21 protein-coding genes are annotated in these 19,952 nt (G+C 71.3%); 8 read left to right on the top strand and 13 right to left on the bottom strand.

All coding sequences use genetic code 11. The features are described 5' to 3' along the window. Positions 1 to 12: 12 nt before the first annotated feature. From nuoL to B042_RS0100620, 4 genes are all read left to right on the top strand, one after another. Entirely contained in the window at positions 13 to 1,956 is a 1,944-nt protein-coding gene (gene nuoL, locus B042_RS0100635; RefSeq protein WP_028646585.1) for an NADH-quinone oxidoreductase subunit L, read from the top strand. Between the two features lie 3 nt (positions 1,957 to 1,959). Further along, the gene (locus B042_RS0100630; protein ID WP_028646584.1) at positions 1,960 to 3,495 is read left to right on the top strand and encodes an NADH-quinone oxidoreductase subunit M; all 1,536 of its coding nucleotides are present in this window, start codon (positions 1,960 to 1,962) and stop codon (positions 3,493 to 3,495) included. Further along, positions 3,492 to 5,153 carry an NADH-quinone oxidoreductase subunit NuoN gene (nuoN, locus tag B042_RS0100625; RefSeq protein WP_051415365.1) on the top strand — a complete coding sequence of 554 codons (1,662 nt, stop codon included), beginning with the start codon at positions 3,492 to 3,494 and terminating at the stop codon, positions 5,151 to 5,153. Before B042_RS0100630 ends, nuoN begins: the two co-directional genes overlap by 4 nt. A gap of 139 nt (positions 5,154 to 5,292) precedes the next feature. Further along, positions 5,293 to 6,297: a polyprenyl synthetase family protein gene (locus B042_RS0100620; RefSeq protein ID WP_028646582.1), complete on the top strand. Its 1,005-nt coding sequence runs from the start codon at positions 5,293 to 5,295 to the stop codon at positions 6,295 to 6,297. Positions 6,298 to 6,368: 71 nt separating this feature from the next. Here the strand turns inward: B042_RS0100620 and B042_RS0100615 are convergent, their stop codons facing one another. The 3 genes from B042_RS0100615 to rarD all read right to left on the bottom strand — a co-directional run bounded on the left by B042_RS0100615 (position 6,369) and on the right by rarD (position 9,269). Then, positions 6,369 to 7,253, bottom strand: coding sequence for a hypothetical protein (locus B042_RS0100615; RefSeq protein WP_028646581.1), 885 nt, complete (start codon positions 7,251 to 7,253; stop codon positions 6,369 to 6,371). A 200-nt stretch (positions 7,254 to 7,453) separates the two neighbouring features. Continuing rightward, a complete protein-coding gene (locus tag B042_RS24185) occupies positions 7,454 to 8,236 on the bottom strand; it encodes a hypothetical protein (protein ID WP_028646580.1) in 783 nt (260 codons plus the stop codon). Positions 8,237 to 8,354: 118 nt separating this feature from the next. Beyond that, on the bottom strand, positions 8,355 to 9,269 hold the full coding sequence (gene rarD / locus B042_RS0100605) for an EamA family transporter RarD (RefSeq protein WP_028646579.1): 915 nt from the start codon (positions 9,267 to 9,269) through the stop codon (positions 8,355 to 8,357). A gap of 114 nt (positions 9,270 to 9,383) precedes the next feature. On the opposite strand from rarD, the gene msrA reads away from it, so the two are divergent. The 3 genes from msrA (at position 9,384) to B042_RS24615 (ending at position 10,688) form a co-directional block, all read left to right on the top strand. Continuing rightward, positions 9,384 to 10,049 carry a peptide-methionine (S)-S-oxide reductase MsrA gene (msrA, locus tag B042_RS0100600; RefSeq protein WP_028646578.1) on the top strand — a complete coding sequence of 222 codons (666 nt, stop codon included), beginning with the start codon at positions 9,384 to 9,386 and terminating at the stop codon, positions 10,047 to 10,049. 184 nt (positions 10,050 to 10,233) lie between these two features. Then, the gene (locus B042_RS0100595; protein ID WP_028646577.1) at positions 10,234 to 10,431 is read left to right on the top strand and encodes a hypothetical protein; all 198 of its coding nucleotides are present in this window, start codon (positions 10,234 to 10,236) and stop codon (positions 10,429 to 10,431) included. Continuing rightward, a complete protein-coding gene (locus B042_RS24615) occupies positions 10,428 to 10,688 on the top strand; it encodes a type II toxin-antitoxin system RelE/ParE family toxin (RefSeq protein WP_081748526.1) in 261 nt (86 codons plus the stop codon). The genes B042_RS0100595 and B042_RS24615 overlap by 4 nt, the downstream gene beginning before the upstream one ends. Before the next feature lie 107 nt (positions 10,689 to 10,795). On the opposite strand, the gene B042_RS0100590 is transcribed toward B042_RS24615, so the two are convergent. The 3 genes from B042_RS0100590 to B042_RS21530 form a co-directional block, all read right to left on the bottom strand. Continuing rightward, positions 10,796 to 11,791 (bottom strand): helix-turn-helix transcriptional regulator, encoded by a 996-nt coding sequence (locus tag B042_RS0100590; protein WP_028646576.1) that lies wholly within the window; start codon positions 11,789 to 11,791, stop codon positions 10,796 to 10,798. A 226-nt stretch (positions 11,792 to 12,017) separates the two neighbouring features. Continuing rightward, the gene (locus B042_RS0100585; protein WP_036553572.1) at positions 12,018 to 12,497 is read right to left on the bottom strand and encodes a hypothetical protein; all 480 of its coding nucleotides are present in this window, start codon (positions 12,495 to 12,497) and stop codon (positions 12,018 to 12,020) included. Between the two features lie 5 nt (positions 12,498 to 12,502). Further along, complete coding sequence (locus B042_RS21530; RefSeq protein WP_036553507.1) at positions 12,503 to 13,828, bottom strand: MFS transporter; 1,326 nt, start codon at positions 13,826 to 13,828, stop codon at positions 12,503 to 12,505. A gap of 71 nt (positions 13,829 to 13,899) precedes the next feature. On the opposite strand from B042_RS21530, the gene B042_RS0100575 reads away from it, so the two are divergent. Continuing rightward, the gene (locus B042_RS0100575; protein ID WP_028646574.1) at positions 13,900 to 14,898 is read left to right on the top strand and encodes a GlxA family transcriptional regulator; all 999 of its coding nucleotides are present in this window, start codon (positions 13,900 to 13,902) and stop codon (positions 14,896 to 14,898) included. A gap of 73 nt (positions 14,899 to 14,971) precedes the next feature. On the opposite strand, the gene ectA is transcribed toward B042_RS0100575, so the two are convergent. The 7 genes from ectA to B042_RS0100540 form a co-directional block, all read right to left on the bottom strand. Beyond that, complete coding sequence (gene ectA / locus B042_RS0100570) at positions 14,972 to 15,493, bottom strand: diaminobutyrate acetyltransferase (protein ID WP_028646573.1); 522 nt, start codon at positions 15,491 to 15,493, stop codon at positions 14,972 to 14,974. Between the two features lie 50 nt (positions 15,494 to 15,543). Continuing rightward, complete coding sequence (locus B042_RS0100565; RefSeq protein WP_028646572.1) at positions 15,544 to 15,948, bottom strand: ectoine synthase; 405 nt, start codon at positions 15,946 to 15,948, stop codon at positions 15,544 to 15,546. Between the two features lie 27 nt (positions 15,949 to 15,975). Then, positions 15,976 to 16,233, bottom strand: coding sequence for a phosphopantetheine-binding protein (locus B042_RS0100560; RefSeq protein ID WP_028646571.1), 258 nt, complete (start codon positions 16,231 to 16,233; stop codon positions 15,976 to 15,978). Positions 16,234 to 16,294: 61 nt separating this feature from the next. Then, complete coding sequence (locus B042_RS0100555; protein WP_028646570.1) at positions 16,295 to 17,800, bottom strand: class I adenylate-forming enzyme family protein; 1,506 nt, start codon at positions 17,798 to 17,800, stop codon at positions 16,295 to 16,297. Continuing rightward, a complete protein-coding gene (locus B042_RS21525; RefSeq protein WP_081748525.1) occupies positions 17,797 to 18,255 on the bottom strand; it encodes a 3-aminobutyryl-CoA ammonia lyase in 459 nt (152 codons plus the stop codon). Before B042_RS21525 ends, B042_RS0100555 begins: the two co-directional genes overlap by 4 nt. Further along, the gene (locus tag B042_RS21520) at positions 18,236 to 18,655 is read right to left on the bottom strand and encodes a holo-ACP synthase (protein WP_051415363.1); all 420 of its coding nucleotides are present in this window, start codon (positions 18,653 to 18,655) and stop codon (positions 18,236 to 18,238) included. Before B042_RS21520 ends, B042_RS21525 begins: the two co-directional genes overlap by 20 nt. Next, a complete protein-coding gene (locus B042_RS0100540) occupies positions 18,652 to 19,917 on the bottom strand; it encodes a type III PLP-dependent enzyme (protein ID WP_028646569.1) in 1,266 nt (421 codons plus the stop codon). The genes B042_RS21520 and B042_RS0100540 overlap by 4 nt, the downstream gene beginning before the upstream one ends. Between the last annotated feature and the right edge of the window lie 35 nt (positions 19,918 to 19,952).

Below are 19,952 nucleotides of genomic sequence, written 5' to 3'. Positions count from 1 at the left end.
GGCGACGTGGAAGTGACACCTCACACCAACCTCGCCGCCGAACCCGCGGTGGCGGTCGCGGCCGACGGAGCGGTGCTGTCGAACGCCTGGCTGCTGATCGCCCTCCCGCTGGCCGGGGCGGCGCTCCTGCTGCTGGGCGGACGGCGCACCGACTCCTGGGGCCCCTGGCTCGCCACGGCCCTGCCGGTGGCCTCCTTCGCCTGGGCCCTGCTGATCCTGTTCGAACTCCTGGGCAGGGGCGCCGCGGACCGCGCCGTCGCGGTCCCCGTCTACGAGTGGTTCTCCTCGGGCGGCGTCGCCGCCGGGGCCGACCTGCTGATCGACCCCCTGTCGATCACCTTCGCCCTGCTCATCACCTTCGTCGGATCGCTGATCCACATCTACTCCGTCGGCTACATGGCCGAGGACCCGAGGCGGCGGCGGTTCTTCGCCTACCTCAACCTGTTCGTCGCCGCCATGCTCACGCTGGTGCTGGCCGACAACTTCGTCCTGCTCTTCCTCGGCTGGGAGGGCGTCGGCCTGGCGTCCTACCTGCTCATCGGGTTCTGGCAGGACAAGACCTCCGCGGCCGTCGCGGCGAAGAAGGCGTTCCTGATCAACAGGGTGGGCGACATCGGCCTGCTCGTGGCGATCATGATCATGTTCACCACCGTCGGCGCGGTCGGCTTCAGCGACGTGTTCGCCGAGGTCCCCGCCATGGGCGACGGCGTCCTCCTCGCCATCGGCCTCCTCCTGCTCCTGGGGGCGTGCGGAAAGTCCGCGCAGCTCCCGCTCCAGGCGTGGCTCCTCGACGCGATGGAGGGCCCCACCCCGGTGTCGGCCCTCATCCACGCGGCGACCATGGTCACCGCGGGCGTGTACCTGGTGGTGCGCGCCGGCCCGATCTTCGAGGGCGCCCCCGCCGCACAGACCGCCGTCACGGTGGTCGGAGCCGCCACGATGCTGGCGGGCGGCGTCATCGCCTCGGCCAAGGACGACATCAAGAAGTCCCTCGCCGGGTCGACGATGAGCCAGATCGGCATGATGGTCCTGGCCGCCGGGCTCGGCCCGATCGGCTACGTGGCCGCCATCGCCCACCTGGTCACCCACGGCTTCTTCAAGGCCGGACTGTTCCTGGGCGCCGGCTCGGTCATGCACGCCATGAACGACGGTGTGGACATGCGCCGCTACGGCGGACTGCGCAAGGCCATGCCGATCACGTTCGCCACGTTCGGCCTCGGCTACCTCGCCATCATCGGCTTCCCGTTCCTGTCGGGCTGGTGGACCAAGGAGAGCATCATCTCCGCCGCCTTCGACCTCGGCGGCACCACGGGCACCGTGCTCGGCGTCTCGGTCATCGTCGGCGCCGCACTGACCGCGTTCTACATGTCGCGGATGGTCTTCATGACCTTCTTCGGCGAGAAGCGCTGGGACGAGGGCGTGCACCCGCACGAGTCCCCGGCGGTCATGACCGCGCCGATGGTCGTGCTGGCGCTCGGCTCGGTCGCCCTGGGCGGCTTCCTCATGTTCGGTGACCGGTTCGCGGGCTTCCTCGCCCCGGCCGTGGCCGCCCAGCCGCACCACTTCGACGTGGCGCACGCCTTCACCAGCCCCTACGGGATCGCGGCGCTGGCCGTGCTGGTCCTCGGCGTGGCCGCGGCCTGGCTGGTGTACCTGCGCAGGCCGGTCGCCCGCGTGGCCCCGGCGGGCAACCTCGTCACGGTCGCGGCCGCGAGGGAGCTCTACGGCAACGAGATCAACGAGGAACTGCTCATGAAGCCCGGACAGGTCCTCACCAAGGTCCTGGTCAAGGTGGAGGACAAGGTCATCGACGGCGTGGTCGAGGGGCTCGGCATGGGTGTGCGCGACTCCTCACGGGGGCTCGGCCGGTCCCAGACCGGGTTCGCCCGCACCTACGCGCTCACGATGCTCTTCGGCGCCGTGATCGTCGCCGCGACGCTGGTTGTGAGGTTCTAGACCATGATCCCCTGGCTCACACTCGCCATCGCCCTGCCCGCGGTCGGCGCACTCGTCCTGTGGGCGCTCCCGCGCGCCTCGGCCGAAACCGCCAAGCGCACCGCGCTGGGCTTCTCCCTGGCCACGCTGCTCGTGGCCGCGGGCATGGCGCTGTCGTTCGACGTCTCGGCTGCGGGACGGCTCCAGTTCGAGGAGGTCCACCCCTGGATCCCCTACTTCGGGGTCAACTACGCGGTGGGCGTCGACGGGATCGCGCTGGCGCTGATCCTGATGTCGGTCGTCCTGGTCCCGCTGGTCGTCCTGGCCGGCTGGAACGAGCACGACGACCGTCCCGACGGAGGGCGCGGCTACCTGGCGCTCGTCCTCCTTCTGGAGGCGATGATGGTCGGCGTCTTCGCCGCCACTGACGTCTTCCTGTTCTACGTGTTCTTCGAGGCCATGCTGATCCCGGTCTACTTCATGATCGGGCGGTACGGGCGCGGGGACGACCGCGCCCGCGCGGCCGTGAAGTTCCTGCTGTACAGCCTCGCGGGCGGCCTGGTCATGCTGGTCGCCGTGATCGGGGTGTACGTCTACGGCGGCACGTTCCTCTGGTCCGACCTGGTCGGGGAGGGCGGCGCGCTGAGCGCGTTGTCGCCGGAGACCGCGCGGTGGCTGTTCCTCGGCTTCTTCGTCGCCTTCGCGATCAAGGCGCCGATGTGGCCCGTGCACACCTGGCTGCCGTCGGCGGCCGGGGCCTCCCGGCCCGGAACCGCCGTCCTTCTCGTGGGCGTGCTGGACAAGGTCGGCACCTACGGGATGCTCCGTTACTGCATGGAGCTGTTCCCGGGCGCCGTCTCCTGGTTCGTGTGGCCCGTGGTGGGGCTCAGCCTGGTGAGCATCGTCTACGGTGCCGTCCTGGCCATCGGCCAGACCGACATGATGCGGCTGGTCGCCTACACCTCGGTGTCGCACTTCGGGTTCATCACCCTGGGCATCTTCGCCCTGACCCCGTCGGGCCAGGCCGGGGCCGCCCTGTACATGGTCAACCACGGGCTGGCTACCGGGGCGCTGTTCCTCATCGTGGGCTTCCTCATCGCCCGACGGGGCACGGCGCTCATCGCCGACTACGGCGGCGTCCAGAAGATCGCCCCGAAGCTCGCCGGGACCTTCCTGGTCGTCGGCCTGGCCGGGCTCGCGCTGCCCGGACTGGCACCGTTCGTCAGCGAGTTCCTGGTGTTCGTCGGCGTGTACGAGTTCAACGCGGTCCCGGCGGTCCTGGCCACGGCCGGCGTCGTCCTGGCCGCCCTCTACATCCTGTGGATGTACCAGCGCACCATGACCGGCCCGCTGCCCGACACGCTGTCCGGGCTGCGCGACCTGTCCGGGCGCGAGGCCTGGGCGGTCGGCCCGCTGGTCGCCCTGATCATCGCGTTCGGCCTCTACCCGCAGCCGGTCCTGGACGTGATCAACCCCGCAGTGGAACGCACGGCCGAAGAGAACGCCTCCGAGGCCGCCGCCGTCGCCGACGGCGGTGCAGAGGAAGGAGACGAGGAGTGATCCCCCTCATCCCCGCCGAGGCCGTGGAGCCGGAGCTTCCCGGACTCACCGAGGCGGCACCGGCACTGGACTGGTGGCTGCTCGCGCCACTGCTGACGGTGTTCGCGGCCGGCGTGCTCGCCGTGCTGTTCGAGGCGTTCGTGCCCGCCGGGCGGCGCGGACTCCAGATCGCCCTGGCCGCGCTCGCCCTGCTCACCGTGTTCGGACTGGTCCTGGCCCAGATGGCCACCCTCCCCGAGGAGGGGGCGCTGCTCGCCGCCGGCGTGCTGGCCGTGGACCGCACGGTGCTCTTCTTCCAGGGAACCGTGGCGGTCCTGGCCCTGGTCAGCCTCATGTTGATCGCCGAGCGCCGCGACGGCCGCGACGCCTTCGCCGCGCAGGCGGCCACGGTGCCCGGCAGTGAGGAGGAGCGCGCGCACATCATGGCGGGCTCCCAGCACACCGAGGTGTACCCGCTGGTGCTGTTCGCGGTCCTGGGCATGCTCATGTTCCCCGCCTCGAACGACTTCCTCACCATGTTCATCGCCCTGGAGGTGATGAGCCTGCCGCTGTACCTGATGTGCGGTCTGGCCCGTCGCCGCCGCCTCTTCTCACAGGAGGCCGCGGTCAAGTACTTCCTGCTGGGCGCGTTCGCCTCGGCGTTCTTCCTGTTCGGCATCGCCATGGTCTACGGCTACGCGGGATCGGTGGACTTCGCCGACATCCGCGCGGCCGTGGAGAGCGGCGGTGCCGCCGTCTTCGCCGGAGGGGAGGGGGAACCGCTGCTGGTCATGGGGATCGGGCTGGTCGGTGTCGGCCTGCTGTTCAAGGTCGGCGCGGTGCCGTTCCACAACTGGAAGCCCGACGTGTACCAGGGCGCGCCCACGCCCATCACCGCGCTCATGGCCTCCTGCACCCTGGTCGCCGCCTTCGGTGCGCTGCTGCGCGTGTTCTTCGTCCCTTTCGGGGGGTCCGTGCAGGTGTGGGAGCCGATGCTGTGGACCGTGGCGATCCTCACGATGGTGGCCGCCGCGATCATCGCCGTCACCCAGCGCGACGTCAAGCGGCTGCTGGCCTACTCGTCGGTGGTGCACGCCGGGTTCATCCTCACGGCCGTGGTCGCCAACAGCGTCGAGGGACTCGCGGGCGCCATGTTCTACCTGGCGGCCTACGGGTTCACGACCCTGGGAGCGTTCGCCGTGGTCACCCTGGTGCGCACCAAGGACGGCGGGCAGGAGGTCGGCGACCTCGACCAGTGGGCCGGACTGGGACGGCGCTCCCCGCTCCTGGCGGGATCCCTGGGCCTGTTCCTGCTCGCCTTCGCCGGGATCCCGCTCACCAGCGGCTTCATCGGCAAGTTCGCCGTGTTCGAGGCGGCCGTCGCCGGAGGCGCCACACCGCTCGTGGTCGTGGGCGTGCTCAGCAGTGCGGTCACCGCCTTCTTCTACGTCCGGATCATCGTCGTGATGTTCTTCCGGGACCCGGAGGGCGAGGGGCCGACGGTGGCGCCGGCGGGCGTCCTCACCGGCGGGGTGATCGCCCTCGGTGTGGCCGCCACCCTGGTGCTGGGCGTGTTCCCGCAAGCCTTCCTGGACCGCCTGCTGCCCGGGGCCGAACCCGGGGCCGAACCCGTCTCGGTCACGGTGCACCAGGTCACAGCGGCTTCGGGGGAAGGATGACCTCCGAACGGGGGATGGCTTTGGATGAGCAATCCGGGTCGGATACCGTGGCAAGTCGAATCATGTTCATGTGCTGAGCGCGAGGTGGGCCCCTCCCAGGGGCGCCCACCCGCGCCCGTTCAACAGGTGGAGCCTTACGGTGAGCGGTGCTGTCCCGAGCGGTTTTCTCGCTCTGCCGAGAGTCGACCCGACACTCGCCCGGGAGGTCCAGGAGAACCTCGACAGGGTCGAGGCGCTCCTGCGGTCGACCGTGGAGTCCAGCAACCCCATGCTGACGGAGGCGGCGTCCCACCTGATCACGGCGGGCGGCAAGCGGTTCCGCGCCATGCTGGTGCTGCTCGCCGCCCAGTTCGGCGATACCGGAGCGCCCGACCTCATCCCCGCCGCGTCCGTGGTCGAACTCACCCACATGGCGACGCTCTACCACGACGACGTCATGGATGAGGCGGAACTGCGGCGGGGCAGTCCCAGCGCCAACCAGCGGTGGGGCAACAGCGTCGCCATCCTCACCGGGGACTACGTGTTCGCGAAGGCCTCCGAACTGCTCGCCGACCTGGGGCCCGACGCGGTCCGGTTGCAGGCGGCCACGTTCGCCCGGCTGGTCCAGGGGCAGATCCTGGAGACCTCCGGCCCGGCGCGGGGCGTCGACCCGCTGGAGCACTACCTCCAGGTCATCAGTGACAAGACCGCCTCGCTCATCGCGTCCTCGGCCCAGTTCGGCGGCATGTTCGGCAAGGTGGACCCCCAGACCGTGGCCACGCTCACCCGGGCCTGCGACGCTCTGGGAATGGCCTTCCAGATCTCCGACGACCTGCTGGACGTGGCCAGCGAGACCTCCGACTCCGGAAAGACCCCCGGTACCGACCTGCGCGAGGGTGTGCTCACCCTGCCGATGTTCCACGCACTGCGCTCCACCGAGCCCGAGGACGAGCGGCTCCGCTCGCTCCTGGGCCGCCCCCTGGATGAGGAGGAGGCCGAGGAGGCACTGGTACTCCTGCGCAAGCACTCCGCGATGGCCGAGGCGGAGGCGACGCTGGACGGCTGGGCCGACCGGGCCCGCGCCGAACTGGCCACGCTGCCCCACGGGGCGGCGCGCGGCGCCTTCGAGACCCTGTGCGACTACGTGGTGCGCCGCAGCGGCTGACCGGCGCTCACACGGATGACGTCCCCGGCGCCCGGGCAGGGCGGCGGGGACGCCGTGTCTCCGGAAGCCGGTCAGCTCACGGCGGGCAGGGCCGTGGAGCCGGGCAGCGGGTTGAGGAAGGTCGGGTGGCTCGTGAGCCCCTCGGCCCCGGACGCGGGCCCCGCGGTGCCCTGCGGGGTGCCGCCCTCGATGGAGACCGGGTCGCTGAGGTCGAGTTCGCTCAGCAGGTCGCCCTCGGCCACGCGCGCGCCCAGGGCCTCGACCGTGCCGGTGTCCAGGCCCTCGGCCACCCGGGGCAGGCCCAGCCCCGTCGCGTCGGACACCTGCGAGGTCAGGTCGCCGATCCCGGTGCCGCTGGTGAGGTCGGCAAGCGCGGGGGCGGGGGCGCTCTGGCGGACGGTGCCGGGCCCGGGGAGCAGGGGTGAGGGCAGGACGTCCCTCTTCAGGCCGTCGACCTCGCCCACGGTGCTCGGCAGGGCCTGGGACGCGGAGTCCTCCAGGCCAGAGCCGGCGCCCCGGAGCGTGCCCTCGACGACGGTCCCGGTGTCCGTGGTGGCCCCCGTCAGGGCGTCGCCCGCCGCGTGGCCGACCGTGTCGGAGGGGTCGCCGTCCAGTCCGGTGCCGTCCTGGACCGCGGCGACGGTGTCGGCGAGGGCGGGTGAGCCCACGCCCTCACCGGCACGCAGGGGAGCGGACAGGTCCGGGGCGGGCTTGTCCTGCTCCCTGGCGGTCCTCTGGAGTTCCTGGAGGGCGCTGTCGGCCGCGGGGACGAACCCGCCCGGGGCCACGGTTCCCATCGCCGGGGCGACGGTCTCGGACAGGACCCGGCCCGCGGCCGGGCCGAGGCCGCTGGTGCCGGGTTCGGCGAGGGAGACGCCGGCCCCCAGGGAGATGAACCCGGCGGTGGCGGCGGCGAGGACGAGGGTGCGGGCGCAGGTCCGCGTGGTCTGGGCCATGGTCGTGCCTTTCAGGGTCGGTTCGTGGAACACGGGTGGCCGCGTGCGTGTGCGGGCGCGTGCGGGCCGGGCCGGAGGAGTGGTGGACCACCGGCTGACATGAGTCACGTGAGCGAGCGCACGGAACTCAGGTCAGCTCCCAGGGACGGCGGTGCCGGGTACCGCGCTGGGACTGGGAACGGTCCGAAAGGGGGCCGGTCCTAGTCGGGGGAGACGGTGGGGTCGTCGGTGGGGCCGCCGGGCACGGTGCGCGGAAGGCTCCCGGGGGCGCGGACGAGCGCTGCGGCGGGGGCGGCCAGGTACGTGGAGGTGAGGTATCCGGCGATGCCCGGTGCGGACACCGACCCCGGTGCGCCGGTGGCGGCGGGGCCGCTCTCGGTCTCGGGTGCGGGCACCGGTTCGGTGTCGGCACTGGTCGCGGCGGCCCGGCCGGTGTCCGGCGCGGGAGGGTGTGCCGGGATCAGCGCGGCGGCGGGTGCGTCCGGCGGCGGTGCGGTGCGTGCCGCGGCGGGGGGCTCGGGCGGCGACGCGTGGCCGGTGTCCGGGACGGTGCGGGCCCCAGCGCCCGGGTGCGGTGCGTGGATGTTCGCCGGATCGGGGCCGGGGGACGGGGCGGTGGTGAGGACGGCCACGGAGCCGGTCGGGGGGACGTGGCCGATCTCCTGGACGACGTGCCGCGCTCCGTCGCCGACCGTGCCGAGTGCCTCCGCCGTCGAGGGGAGGACGGTGGCGGTCCGTGCCGTCGGGCCTTCCAGGCCCGCGTGGACGGTGCCCAGGACGGCGGTGACCGGGGAGGCCACCCCGGTGGGGACGGCCGCCGTCAGAGGCGTGGCACCGTCGGTGCCGTCGGCGTGTGCCGGGGCCGCTGCCAGAATCCAGAAGAGCACCAGGAGCGCTCCGGACAGCAGCCACACGCCGAGGAGTTCCGGGGCGGTGCCGGGCGCGGTCGAGGCGGCGCGTGCCGCTCGGCCGGTGCCAGGCATGGTCCAATCCTCCGCGACGTGTGGTGTGTGTTCCGGGCGGGGAACCCCCGCCTCGAACGTAAAGTTAGCACAACACTACTGAACGTGGTTTTGTTCTCGCGGATCGGGGGATCGGATCTCAGGCGGCCGATGTCTCCCGCCTTCGTGCGGCCGACCGGTGCCGGGAGGCGCGCAGTTGGTCGTAGGCGAACACGGCGACCGCCAGCCACACGATCGCGAACCCGAGCCACCGGCTCGGCGGCATCTCCTCGTCCTGGAGCAGCCAGCCGATGAAGAACATCATCGTGGGGACGATGTACTGGAGCATGCCGATGACGTTCAGCGGCACCCGCTGGGTGGCCATGCCGAACAGCAGCAGTGGCAGCGCGGTCACGAAGCCGCCGCCGACGAGCAGCGCCGTGTGTGCGGGGGAGACGGAGAGGGCGGTGCCCGAGCCGGTCGCCTCCAGGTAGACGACGAAGCCCAGTGCGGGCAGGAACATGACCATGGTCTCGACGGTGAGGCTCTGAGCGCCGTCGAGGTCGACGTACTTCTTGATCGCCCCGTAGGCCGCGAACGATGAGGCCATCAGCAGGGACAGCCACGGCGCGGAGCCGTAGGCGAGGGTCATGACCACGATGGCCAGGGTCCCCAGGCCGACCGCCGTCCACTGCAGGCGGCGCAGCCGCTCGGAGAAGAACACCACGCCCAGGCACACCGACATCAGCGGGTTGATGAAGTAGGCGAGCGAGGCCTGGAGTGTCTCCGTGATGGAGACCGAGTAGATGAAGCCCCACCAGTTGACGGAGATGACGACCGCGGCCGCCGCGACCGGCAGGAAGCGCCGCGGGCTGCGCAGGACGCCGGGGAGCCAGGACCAGCCCCGGCGGGAGGCGAAGAGGAAGAGGGACATCGCGAGGAGGGACCACACCATGCGGTGGGCGAGCACCTCGCTGGGTTCGGAGGCGGACAGGAAGGGCCAGTACAGGGCGGCGAAGCCCCAGAGGAGGAAGGCGCTTGCCCCGAGGAGGACGCCGTGGTTGGATTCGCGCACGGCTTCGATCGTAGGATGAATCCTCCGGGGTGTCTGCCCGTTTTGAGGCGGACCGCCGGCCACAGGCCCGGAAGAGCCCGTGTGCGGTGTCGGCTTTCCGATTACGCTGGACACATGTTCGGTACCAGGACCACCATGGTCGATCCAGCACGCGCCCTGCCCGGCCGGGACACCCCGATGCCCGTACCCTCGGCGCACACCGTCCTCGGAACACCGCTCACCCCGCCCTACCCCGAGGGCACACAGATCCTCGACGTGGGCATGGGCTGCTTCTGGGGCGCCGAGCGCACGTTCTGGCGGTTGGGCGCCGACCGCGGCATCGTCACCACCGCCGTGGGCTATGCCGGCGGCCACACGCCCAACCCCACCTACGAGGAGGTCTGCTCGGGGCTGACCGGCCACACCGAGGCGGTGCGCGTGGTCTTCGACCCGGAGCGGATCAGCTACACCGAACTGCTCAAGGTCTTCTGGGAGGGGCACGACCCCACCCAGGGGATGCGTCAGGGCAACGACGTGGGCACGCAGTACCGCTCCGCCGTCTACCACCACGACGACGCCCAGCGGGCCGCCGCAGAGGCCACCCGGGACGCCTTCCAACCGGTGCTCACCCGGGCCGGGTACGGGCCGGTCACCACCGAGATCGCCCCGCTGCGGGAGTTCTACTTCGCCGAGGGCTACCACCAGCAGTACCTGTCCGACGCCAAGAACCCGGGCGGCTACTGCGGCATCGGCGGGACCGGCGCCAGCTGCCCGATCGGTGTCGCGGGCACCGGCGGCTGACGCTCCGAGAGGTCGGCGGCGGGTCCCGTCCGCTGCCGCCCCCGGTGTTCGTCCGGGCTAGCCTGCTCAGCTCGCGTGTACGCATAACCTGGATGCGGAGGATCCGGATGCGGCTGCAGCCGCGGAACTCTGTCGATGTGGTCGGCTCGCAGGTCCGGCCGAAGTCCGAGGGTGAGGATGAACAATGACCGCTGAACCCGTGGACCCCGGGGAACCGGACCCGTTCGTGGGTCGCGATCTCTCCGGGTACGTGTTGGTGCCCGCGGCATGGGTGGAGCACTACGAGGACCTGGTCGATGCCGCCGAGATCGACCGTGTGAAAGACGATATCCGGGCAGGGCGCGACGAGATGGTCCCTTTCCGGGCCGAGGACTACGAGTGACCCGGTACACGGTCGAGATCTCGGTATCGGCTCGAAAAGTGCTGCGCAAACTCGACGGTCCGGTACGCAAGCGTGTCGTTACAGCGATCGCCGGTCTTGCCGACGATCCCCGCCCGGGTGGCTGCAGAAAGCTTCAGGGCCGTTCGGAGTACCGCATCCGTGTCGGTGGCCACCGTGTGCCCTACGACGTGGACGACACCCGGATCAGGGTCGAGGTCGTCTCCGTCGGGCATCGTCGTGAAGTGTGCGAACGCTGAGGTTTGTTCAGGGGGTGTCGGTTTCCGGTGGCTGATCGGTGTCGCGGGGGCCGGCGGCTGACGTTCCGGGAGGCTGGCGGTGGCGGGTTCTGTCCGCTGCCGCCGCGCTACTCGGCGGGCAGGTAGTCCCGGCGTACGGCGTTGACGCCCGCCTGGAACCGGCTCCTCGCGGACAGGCGTACCATGATCTCCGACGCGAAGCGCCGGGCCGTGCGCTGGGAGACGCCCAGCCGCCGGGCGATCACCTCGTCGGTGTGGCCCTGGGCGAGCAGTCTGAGGGCCTCGCCCTGCTGCGGGGTCATCTCCTCACCGGGGTCCTTGCTCGGTGTGGCGGCCAGCTCCCGGGCGCCGCGCCACACCTCCTCGAACAGGGTGCACAGCGCGGCCACCACGCCGGGTGCCCTGATCACCGCCGCGCCCTTGGCCGTGTCCTCGTCGTCGATCGCGACCATCGCGACCGCCCGGTCGCAGATGACCATGCGGGTCGGCAGTGACGGCACCGTGCGGACCCGGGCGCCCAGGTCCACCAGGTTCCTGGCGTGTGTGACGCTGTCCGGGTCGTTGGTGAGGCTGTCCAGGTACACGGTCCGCATCCGCACGCCCCGGTCCAGGAGCCTGTGGTTGAGCGGCTGTGAGGACCTCATGTTCTCCGGTGTCTGGGAACCGCCGGGGGCGAAGGCCCAGAACTCCTCCCGCACCTGTTCGTTGAGCAGGTGGAGGGTGTCCCGGATCCGGTCCAGCCCCCGGATCACGGACAGTTCCTCGCTCTCGGGGGCGGCGCCGAAGTTCTCGCTGAAGTCACCGATCAACTGTGCCGCCGCGGCCCGGCTCTCCTCCAGCCTCTGCTGTTGCCGGGCCAGGTCCGCCTGCTGGTGGGCGAGGAGGATCTGTGTGCCCAAATGGGGGTCGATCGCGTGCAGAAGTCCGCCGGAACTGGTGGAGGAGCGCACCATCGCCAGTTCACTGAGAACGTCCAGGCCCTCTCTGACCTTTCTCTCGGAAAGGTTCAGGGCGGCGGCCAGTTCGGGAACACCCTCCTCCGGGTGGAACAGCATGCGCCGGTAGACGGATGCGGCGACAGGATCGATGCCCAGGTCATCCATGCCCCTCTCCCCCCAGGGTGGGATAAGGTTCTCTTTCTTCTTTTTGGGGCCATATATTTATATCACGTGGATGCCAATCTGCCGAGGCCCCGGAGTTCTGATCGGTGAAATCCCTGTTCAACGGTGTTTCTGGGTGGAGTCGGGGCTCTTCACCTGCGGTTTTCCGCTCCATTGGAGGTCATGGTCCGCATTTCGGGAGAATGGATGGACGATGAATCCGCGGCCCTTACTCCAAACGCGTCGCACGGTGGCGCAGGTGGCGCGCCCACAACAGCCCGTGGACACCGGCGACGGCCAGCGGGGCCGCGAGGAGGAGCAGGGACAGAATCCATTCCCGGGACCCGTCCGGGCCGTAGACGCGGTTGTCCGCGCCCACGTCCACGGCCGCGATCGACTCCCCCTCCACACAGGTGTCCCGTCCGGCGGCGTGCAGGTACACCCCGCGCGTCTCCCCGCCGTCGCCGGGGGCGAAACGGCCGTTGCAGGTACATGACTCGTGCCCCGGGTGCTGGACACAGGACAGGCTCACCGCGGTGAACGTCCCGGGGGCGCCCTCGCCGCGCGCCGCCCTCAGGTTCTGGTCGAGTCCGGAGAAGCCGACGTAGGCCACGGCCGTCGCCATGAACAGCAGCACGAGGGCGAACGACAGGGAGGGCGCCCTGCGCGGGCCGCGTCTGGTGGTGCTCGCGATGGTGCTCTCGGCCATGGTGCTCACGCCCCCGCCGACTCGGAGGGGGCGTCGGTCCGCGACTCGGGACCGTCGCCGGACTCCTCCTCCGTGCGGCCGACCCGGAACGCGGCCACCGCGGCGACCCCGCACAGCGCGGCGGCCAGCAGCCACACCGGCCCGTAGTCGCCGGTCGCGTCGCGGGTGAAGCCGCCGAAGGCCGCCATGGCCCCCGCTCCCACCTGGTGGACCGCGTTGACCCAGCCGAACACGATCGCGCCGTCCGCGCCGAAGACCCGGCGGCACAGCAGGATGGTCGGGGGCACCGTCGCGACGTCGAGCAGGCCGAACACCACGACCCAGGAGACGATGGCCGCCCCGGCGTCCGGGCCCAGCAGCGCGGGCAGGCCGGCCAGCAGCAGGCCCCGGCCCGCGTAGTAGCCCACCAGCAGCAGGCGCGGATCGAACCTGTCGGTGAGCCACCCCGACAGCACCGTCCCCACCAGGGCGAACACGCCGATCATCGACACCAGGGAGGCGGCCGCGGTGACGGCCATCCCCTCGTCCTGGGCGGCGGGAACGAAGTGGGTCCACATGATCCCGTTGGTGGTCGCGCCGCACACGGCGAACGCCCCCGCCAGCAGCCAGAACCCGCGGCTGCGCACGGAGCGGTACAGCACCCCGACCGTCCGCCGGGCCGCGCCCTCGTCCGTCCTCGGCTTGGCCACGAAGGACGTCGCACCGTAGGGGCGCTGTCCCACGTCGGCGGGGTGGTCGCGCAGGACCAGGGCGATGAGGACGATCATCGTGCCCGCGGTCAGGGACAGGGTGACCAGGGCCGGACGCCACCCCTGGTGGTCGACGATCCAGGCCAGGGCGGGCAGGAAGACCAGTTGGCCGAAGGCACTGGACCCGGTCAGGGCCCCGATCACCAGCCCCCGGCGCTTCACGAACCAGTGGCCGGCGATGGTCGCGGCGAAGGTCATGGACAGCGACCCGGTGCCCGCGCCGATGAGCACGCCCCAGTACAGGGTCAGTTGCCACACCTCGGTCATCACCGTGGTCAGCAGGGCGCCGGCCACGATGGTGGACAGGGCCACCAGGGCGATCCGGCGGATGCCGAACCGGTCCATCAGGGCGGCGGCGAACGGGGCGATGACGCCGTAGAGGATCATGTTGACCGACGCGGCGACGCTGATGGAGCCGCGCGACCACTGGTACTCGGTGTGCAGGGGGTCGATCAGGATCCCGGGCATCGCGGCGAAGGCCGCCGCGGCCACGATGGTCAGGCAGGCGATCAGGGCGATCGCCCACGCCCGGTGGAACAGTACGGGTGTCGGCCTGTGCTGTGAGGCGGTCTCGCGTGTCATGGGACCAGAATCCTCGGGGAGCCCGCACCACTGACAGTGTCCGGAAGGACAGGATGTGAAAGAATCGGGCCATGTTCCCTTCCTGTGCCCCCGACCGGCTCCACCGCGTGGTCGTCCTCGCCCGCCACGGCCTGCTGCCCATCGAGGTCGGCATCGTCCACCGGCTGTTCGGGCGGGCACGCGACGTCGCCGACCGGCCCCTCTACGAGGTCCTCACCTGCGGCCTGGAACCCGGTGAGGTCAGGACCGACACCGACTTCACCATGAACGTCGCCCACGGCCCCGAGGCGATCGACGGGGCCGACACGGTGATCGTCCCCGCCGCCGACGAGGACTACGGGCAGCGCCCCCACGACCCCCTCGCCCCGGAACTCGCCGCGGCCCTCGCCCGCGTGCGGCCCACTGCTCGACTGGCCTCCATCTGCACCGGGGCGTTCGTGCTCGCCGCCGCCGGGGTGCTCGACGGCTGCCGGGTGACCACCCACTGGATGTCCGCCGGGTTCTTCCGCGCCATGTACCCGCGCATCCACCTGGACCCCGACGTGCTCTACACCGACAACGGTCGGGTGCTCACCGCCGCGGGGGTCGCCTCCGGGATCGACCTGAGCCTGCACATGATCCGCACCGACCACGGCGCGGCCGTCGCCAACGAGGTGGCGCGCAACACGGTCGTTCCGCCCCACCGGGACGGCGGTCAGGCCCAGTACATCCGGCATCCCGTACCGGAACCGGAACGCTCGGCGACCGCCCGCGCCCGCGCCTGGGCCCTGGACCACCTCCACCTTCAGCCAGGCCTGAAGGAGATGGCCGAGCGGGAGTCGATGAGCGTGCGCACCTTCACACGCCGCTTCCGAGAGGAGGTGGGGCAGTCGCCGGGCAAGTGGATCACCCAGCAGCGCCTGGACCGGGCCCGCCAGCTCCTGGAGGAGTCCGACCTGCCCGTAGACCGGATCGCGGCCCAGGCCGGGTTCGGTACGTCCGCGTCCCTGCGCCAGCACATGCACGTCGAACTCGGGGTGTCCCCCAGCGCCTACCGCCGCACATTCCGCGGGACGGCGCCCGCCGCCTGACACGGCTTTGCGCACGCCGGCGCCGGGACGGTGGTCCGCCACCGCCCCGGCGCCGTGTTCACCCGGTCTCCGCTCAGGGAAGGACCGGACCGATCCGGTAGAGGGTCTCCTCGTGGTGGCCCCCGCCGAAGTCCGCGCTGGAGAAGAGCACGCTCTTGTGCACCGGCGCGCTCCAGCGCTTGGCGAAGCGCTTGAGCACCATCACGATCGGCGTGTTCTCCTCCGACACGGTGGCCTCCACGTACCGGGCGCCGTTGAGGAGCTGCTCGCCCACGGCGTGGTCGAAGAGCTTCACCCCCAGGAAGGGGATGCCGTGCCGGGGACGGACCGCCTCCTGCCAGACGAAGTAGGTCTCCGGTGCGTCCGGTCGGCGGTAGCCGGTGAGGAAACCGATGACCTCGCCGTCGAGCTCGGCCACCACGGAGGTCGCCGCGAAGTCGCGGAACCAGATCATGTAGTAGTACTCGCTGTTGTCGTCGAGCTGGTCGGACTCCCGGACCAGGTTCCGGACGGCGCGGGCGTCGGCCGGGACGGGACGGCGGAAGACGACCCTGGCGCGCGCGGCGGATTCGGGTGCGTCCAACGTGACGGTCATGACAAGCTCCCAGGTTCTGTTCGGGCGGGCTGTGGGGGGCGTCGGCGGGGTCAGGAGCCGACGGGCTCGGTCAGCAGGGGGTAGGCCCCGTTCTCGTCGTGGTCCTCCCGGCCGGTGACCGGCGGGTTGAACACGCAGATGAACCGGGAGTCCTTGGTGGGGCGCAGCGTGTGGTGCTCGTGTCCGTCGAGCAGGTACATGACGCCGGGGGTGATCCAGTGCTTCTCACCGGTCTCGTCGTCGGTGAGCTCCATCTCCCCCTCCACGCACAGCACGGCCTCGTAGTGGTTCGCGTACCACAGGGACGTCTCCGTGCCCGCGTAGACGGTGGTCTCGTGCAGGGAGAACCCGACGCCCTCGCGGGCGAGCACGATTCGCTTGCTCTCCCAGGTGCCCTTGGCGCCCTTGACGTGGCGTTCGGTGTCCTCGATCTCGGCGAAGGAACGGATGAGCATGGTGGCCTCTCAAGCGGGGAAGGGGGTTCAGACCGCGGTCGGCTGCGCGGACAGGACGAAGTCGGTGAGGGTGTCGACGGACTCGAACGCCTCGATCTCCAGGTCCTCGGGCTCGACCTCCAGGCCGATGGACTCCTCCAGGGCCATGAGGACCTCCAGCATCGAGGTGGAGTCCAGGTGCAGGTCCTCGAAGAGGCGGACACGGCCCTCCAGTCCGGTCACCTCGCGCTCCAGTGCCTCGGACAGGGCGGCTTCGAGGGCGGTGACGACGTCGTTGCGCTGCATGGGCTTCTCCTAGCGTTGTCGGATCGGTGCGGTGTGCGGTGTGCGGTGTGTGCCGGAGCGCTCAGGTGCGCCCCGAAGCCGAGATCAGGTCGGCGAGCCGGGCCCGGTCGACCTTGCCGTTGCTGTTGGTGGGCAGGTCGTCGAAGCGGACGCAGACCCGGGGAACCTTGAACTCCTCGATCTCGTGGCGCATCCCCTCCAGGACCTCCTCCTTGGAGATGCTGGAGATGACGGCCAGTTGGGCGGGCCGCCCCTCGGCGGGGGGCAGGACGATCGCGGAGGCCACCCCTGCGACCCGGTGCGCCGCGGCCTCCACCTCGGTGGCGCTGACCCGGAAGCCGCGCTCCTTGTAGATGTCGTCCCTGCGGCCGTCGAAGTACAGGTAGCCGTCCTCGTCCACCCACCCGTAGTCGCCGGTGCGCAGCTCGGGGAAGAGCCCGTCGCGGCGGTGGAAGCGCTCGGCGGTCAGTTCCTCGCGCCGCCAGTACCCCGCCATGACGTTGGGGCCCCGGACCACGATCTGGCCGGTCTCCCCGGCGGGCAGGCGCGCGCCGTCGGGGCCGATCACGAAGATCTCGGTCCCCTCCAGCGGCAGTCCGCACGATCCGGGGCGCTCCAGGTCCCCGTCGGGCGGCATGATGGCCGCACGCTTGCACTCGGTCAGGCCGTACATCACCTGCACTCGCAGCCCGGGCAGGGACGCGCGCAGCGAGGAGACGGTCTTCTCCGACAGCGCCGCGCCGGTGTTGGTGAGCAGGCGCAGCCCGGTGGGGAGCCGCTTGCCGCGGGACGCCAGCCAGGCCAGGCGGTCCGAGACGGCCGGAACGCCCGCCAGGACGGTCGCCCCGCTCTCGACGAGGGTGCGCAGCAGGGGGGGACCGGACTCGGCGGCGGTGCCGAAGCGCAGCCGGGCCCCGGAGAGCAGCGACAGGTACACCTGGTAGAGGCCGTAGTCGAAGGAGACCGGCAGGGGACAGTAGACGGTGTCGTCGGGCCGGTAGGCCAGGCGCCGCTGGATCGCCCGGGCCGCGAACAGCACCTGCTGATGGGTGCTCACCACGGCCTTGGGCCGCGACGTGGTACCCGAGGTGTAGATCATGCAGACCGGGTCGACCTCCAGGACTGGGGGAGGGCCGTCCGCGTCTGCTGGGGCCGGTGCCTCGGCCAGGGCGAGCAGCTCGCCGGTGGTGAGGAAGTCGGCGCCGGTGGCGGTGGCCTCCGCTCTGGCCCCGTCGGTGTCGCAGACCACGGCCGCGGGCTCGGCGTCGCCGAGCACGTGGGTGAAGGCCCCCTCCCGCACGCTCTCGTGCAGCAGGCTGAACACCGCACCGGCCCGGGAGACCGCGAAGAGCGCGGTGACCGCCGCCAGCGGGTCGTCCGTGCGCACGGCCACGCGGTCGCCGCGCCGCAGGCCCCGCGCCCGCAGGTGGAGCGCGATCCGGGCGCTGTCGGTGGCCAGGGCCCCCAGGCTCGTCCTCCGGTCGCCGAACCCCAGAGCCGGGGTGTCCGGGTCCCGCCGGGCGGCCTCGTCGAGCATCTCGTGCAGGAGTCTCGCGTCGGTGCTCATCGGGTCTCCTCGCGGTCCAGGGCCGAACGGGGCACCACGGTCGTCGCCGTGGCCGTGCACACCGGCTGCGGCTCGTCCAGGAGCCGGGCCGCGCTGGGCCGCACCTCGGGATCGGCGCTGATCACCTTGACGGCGCTCAGCTCCACGACCCTGCGCAGGCGGGTTCGGCGCACCAGCTTCCCGCGGACCTCCAGGTAGTCGCCGGCGACGACGGGCGCGGTGAAGCGCACGTCGGTGTAGCCCGAGAGCAGGCCCTCGTCGCCGTCCTCGCGCACGGTGATCTCGGTGACCAGGTCGCCGAACAGGCGCAGGACTCGGGCGCCCTCCACGACGCCTCCTCCGTAGTAGGCCTCGGCCTCACTGATGCGCACCCGCAGGAACGCGGTCACGGGTCCGGCCGGTTCCGCCGGCGGTGCGGCGGTGGACGCGGTCGGTTCAACGGTTGCGGTCGGCATGTGCTCCTCTTTCCCTTCCGGTGTCGGCGTGGCCGGTGCACAGCGCCACGGCGACCACGACGTCGTTCTTGTGCGAGATGGACAGGCTCACGGGGGGGAGCCCCAGCCGGGCGGCGGCACCGAGGAAGACCACGTGCGGAGCGCCCCTCCCGGTCCGGGCCACCCGGATGTCGCTCAGGGCGATGCCCTGGAGCATCCCCCGGCCCAGCGCCTTGAGGACGGCCTCCTTGGCGGCGAAGCGCCCGGTGAGGAACTCCGCCCGCCGCCGCGGTCCCAGTGCCTCGGCCTCCGCCCTCTCCTGCGGTGCGTAGCCGAAGCGCAGGAACCAGGGGCGGAGCAGGAGGCGGTCGAGTTCGCGGCGGTCGAGGACGTCCACGCCCACGCGGACGGCGGGTGTCATCGGGTCCGGACCAGCCGCTGCCGGCCCAGCAGGTCCTCGGTCGTGTCCGGGACCCTGACCAGGTCGGCGCCGCCGCGGTGGACGAGGACCTCCGCCGGGTAACCGTGGCTGAGGAACAGGCCGGGCGAGGCGGTCGGTCCGTAGGCCCCCGACCGGTCGATGCCGATCAGGTCCCCGGGGCGGACCTCGGGCAGTGGGGCCTTCTTCACGATGAGGTCGTTGGGTGTGCACAGCGGCCCGGTGATGGAGTACCGGTGGGTGGGCGGCGCGTCCGGCGCGCCGAGGTGGCGTACCGGGAAGTCGCGTTTGACGAAGCTGCCGATGCCCACGGCCGCCATGTGGTGGTTGGTGCCGCCGTCGGCCACGGCGAAGAGTTCGCCCATCGACTCCTTGACCTCCCGGACGCGCACCACGTAGGTGCCGGCCCGGGCGGTCAGGAAGCGCCCGGACTCCATCATCAGCCGACAGCGGGGGTTGCGCTGGCGGAAGTCGGCGATGACCTCGTCCATGTCCCGGCGCAGCAGGTCCATGTCCGGGTCGCTCTCGCCCGCGAAGTAGGCCACCCCGAGGCCGCCCCCGAAGTCGACGGTCTCCAGGCCGATGCCCAGGTCGGCGGCGAGCGACTCGGCCAGGGCGAGGATGCGCCCGGTGTTGGCCGCGACACTGGCGTGGTCCAGGAAGCGCGTGCCCATGTAGGCGTGGATCCCGGTGACACGGACACCGGTGAGGTCGGCGAGGCGGTGCTTGGCGTCGCGGACGGCACGCTCGTCGATGCCGAACTGGCGGGGCTTGCCGCCCATGGCCAGCCCCTGCCCCTTGGCGGTGAAGGACGGGTTCACCCGCAGCATCACAGGGAAGGGCTCCGAGCCGCGCCGGGCCACGAGCGCGTCGAGCCGCTCGGCCTCCTCCAGCGATTCGCAGACCAGTGCCGCGATCCCGGCCTCGACGCACGCCCGCAGCTCCGCGTCGGACTTGCCGGGGCCGAGGAAGATGATGTCCTGGGGTGCGACCCCGGCGCGCAGGGCGGTGACGAGTTCGGCGTGTGAGCTGACCTCGGCGCCTGCCCCGAGGGAGCCGAGCAGCGCGCAGACACTGATGTTCGGGTTGGCCTTGAGCGAGTACATGATGTCGACGCCGTGGGGGAGCGCCTGTCTGAGCTGGGTGTAGGACCGTTCGAACGCGTCGGCTTCGTAGACGAAGAGCGGGGTGGTGAACCGCTCAGCCAGTCCGGCGTAGTCGGGTCCGGGCTCCGTGGTGTGCACCGCTGTCCTTCCTTCGGTTCGTGCGGGGCGGCGTG

The organism is Nocardiopsis sp. CNT312 (assembly GCF_000515115.1).
GTDB lineage: Bacteria > Actinomycetota > Actinomycetes > Streptosporangiales > Streptosporangiaceae > Nocardiopsis.
This window is presented reverse-complemented; position numbering and strand designations above follow the sequence as displayed.

Excerpts from the sequence above, each read along its gene's own strand:
- B042_RS21530 (WP_036553507.1), bottom strand. The coding sequence starts at position 13,828 with ATGACACGCGAGACCGCCTCACAGCACAGGCCGACACCCGTACTGTTC.
- B042_RS21525 (WP_081748525.1), bottom strand. The coding sequence starts at position 18,255 with ATGCCGACCGCAACCGTTGAACCGACCGCGTCCACCGCCGCACCGCCG.
- B042_RS0100615 (WP_028646581.1), bottom strand. The coding sequence starts at position 7,253 with ATGGCCCAGACCACGCGGACCTGCGCCCGCACCCTCGTCCTCGCCGCC.
- msrA (WP_028646578.1), top strand. The coding sequence starts at position 9,384 with ATGTTCGGTACCAGGACCACCATGGTCGATCCAGCACGCGCCCTGCCC.
- B042_RS0100560 (WP_028646571.1), bottom strand. The coding sequence starts at position 16,233 with ATGCAGCGCAACGACGTCGTCACCGCCCTCGAAGCCGCCCTGTCCGAG.
- B042_RS24185 (WP_028646580.1), bottom strand. The coding sequence starts at position 8,236 with ATGCCTGGCACCGGCCGAGCGGCACGCGCCGCCTCGACCGCGCCCGGC.
- B042_RS0100565 (WP_028646572.1), bottom strand. The coding sequence starts at position 15,948 with ATGCTCATCCGTTCCTTCGCCGAGATCGAGGACACCGAACGCCACGTC.
- B042_RS0100555 (WP_028646570.1), bottom strand. The coding sequence starts at position 17,800 with ATGAGCACCGACGCGAGACTCCTGCACGAGATGCTCGACGAGGCCGCC.
- B042_RS0100585 (WP_036553572.1), bottom strand. The coding sequence starts at position 12,497 with ATGGCCGAGAGCACCATCGCGAGCACCACCAGACGCGGCCCGCGCAGG.
- ectA (WP_028646573.1), bottom strand. The coding sequence starts at position 15,493 with ATGACCGTCACGTTGGACGCACCCGAATCCGCCGCGCGCGCCAGGGTC.
- B042_RS21520 (WP_051415363.1), bottom strand. The coding sequence starts at position 18,655 with ATGACACCCGCCGTCCGCGTGGGCGTGGACGTCCTCGACCGCCGCGAA.
- B042_RS0100575 (WP_028646574.1), top strand. The coding sequence starts at position 13,900 with ATGTTCCCTTCCTGTGCCCCCGACCGGCTCCACCGCGTGGTCGTCCTC.
- B042_RS0100590 (WP_028646576.1), bottom strand. The coding sequence starts at position 11,791 with ATGGATGACCTGGGCATCGATCCTGTCGCCGCATCCGTCTACCGGCGC.
- B042_RS0100595 (WP_028646577.1), top strand. The coding sequence starts at position 10,234 with ATGACCGCTGAACCCGTGGACCCCGGGGAACCGGACCCGTTCGTGGGT.
- B042_RS0100630 (WP_028646584.1), top strand. The coding sequence starts at position 1,960 with ATGATCCCCTGGCTCACACTCGCCATCGCCCTGCCCGCGGTCGGCGCA.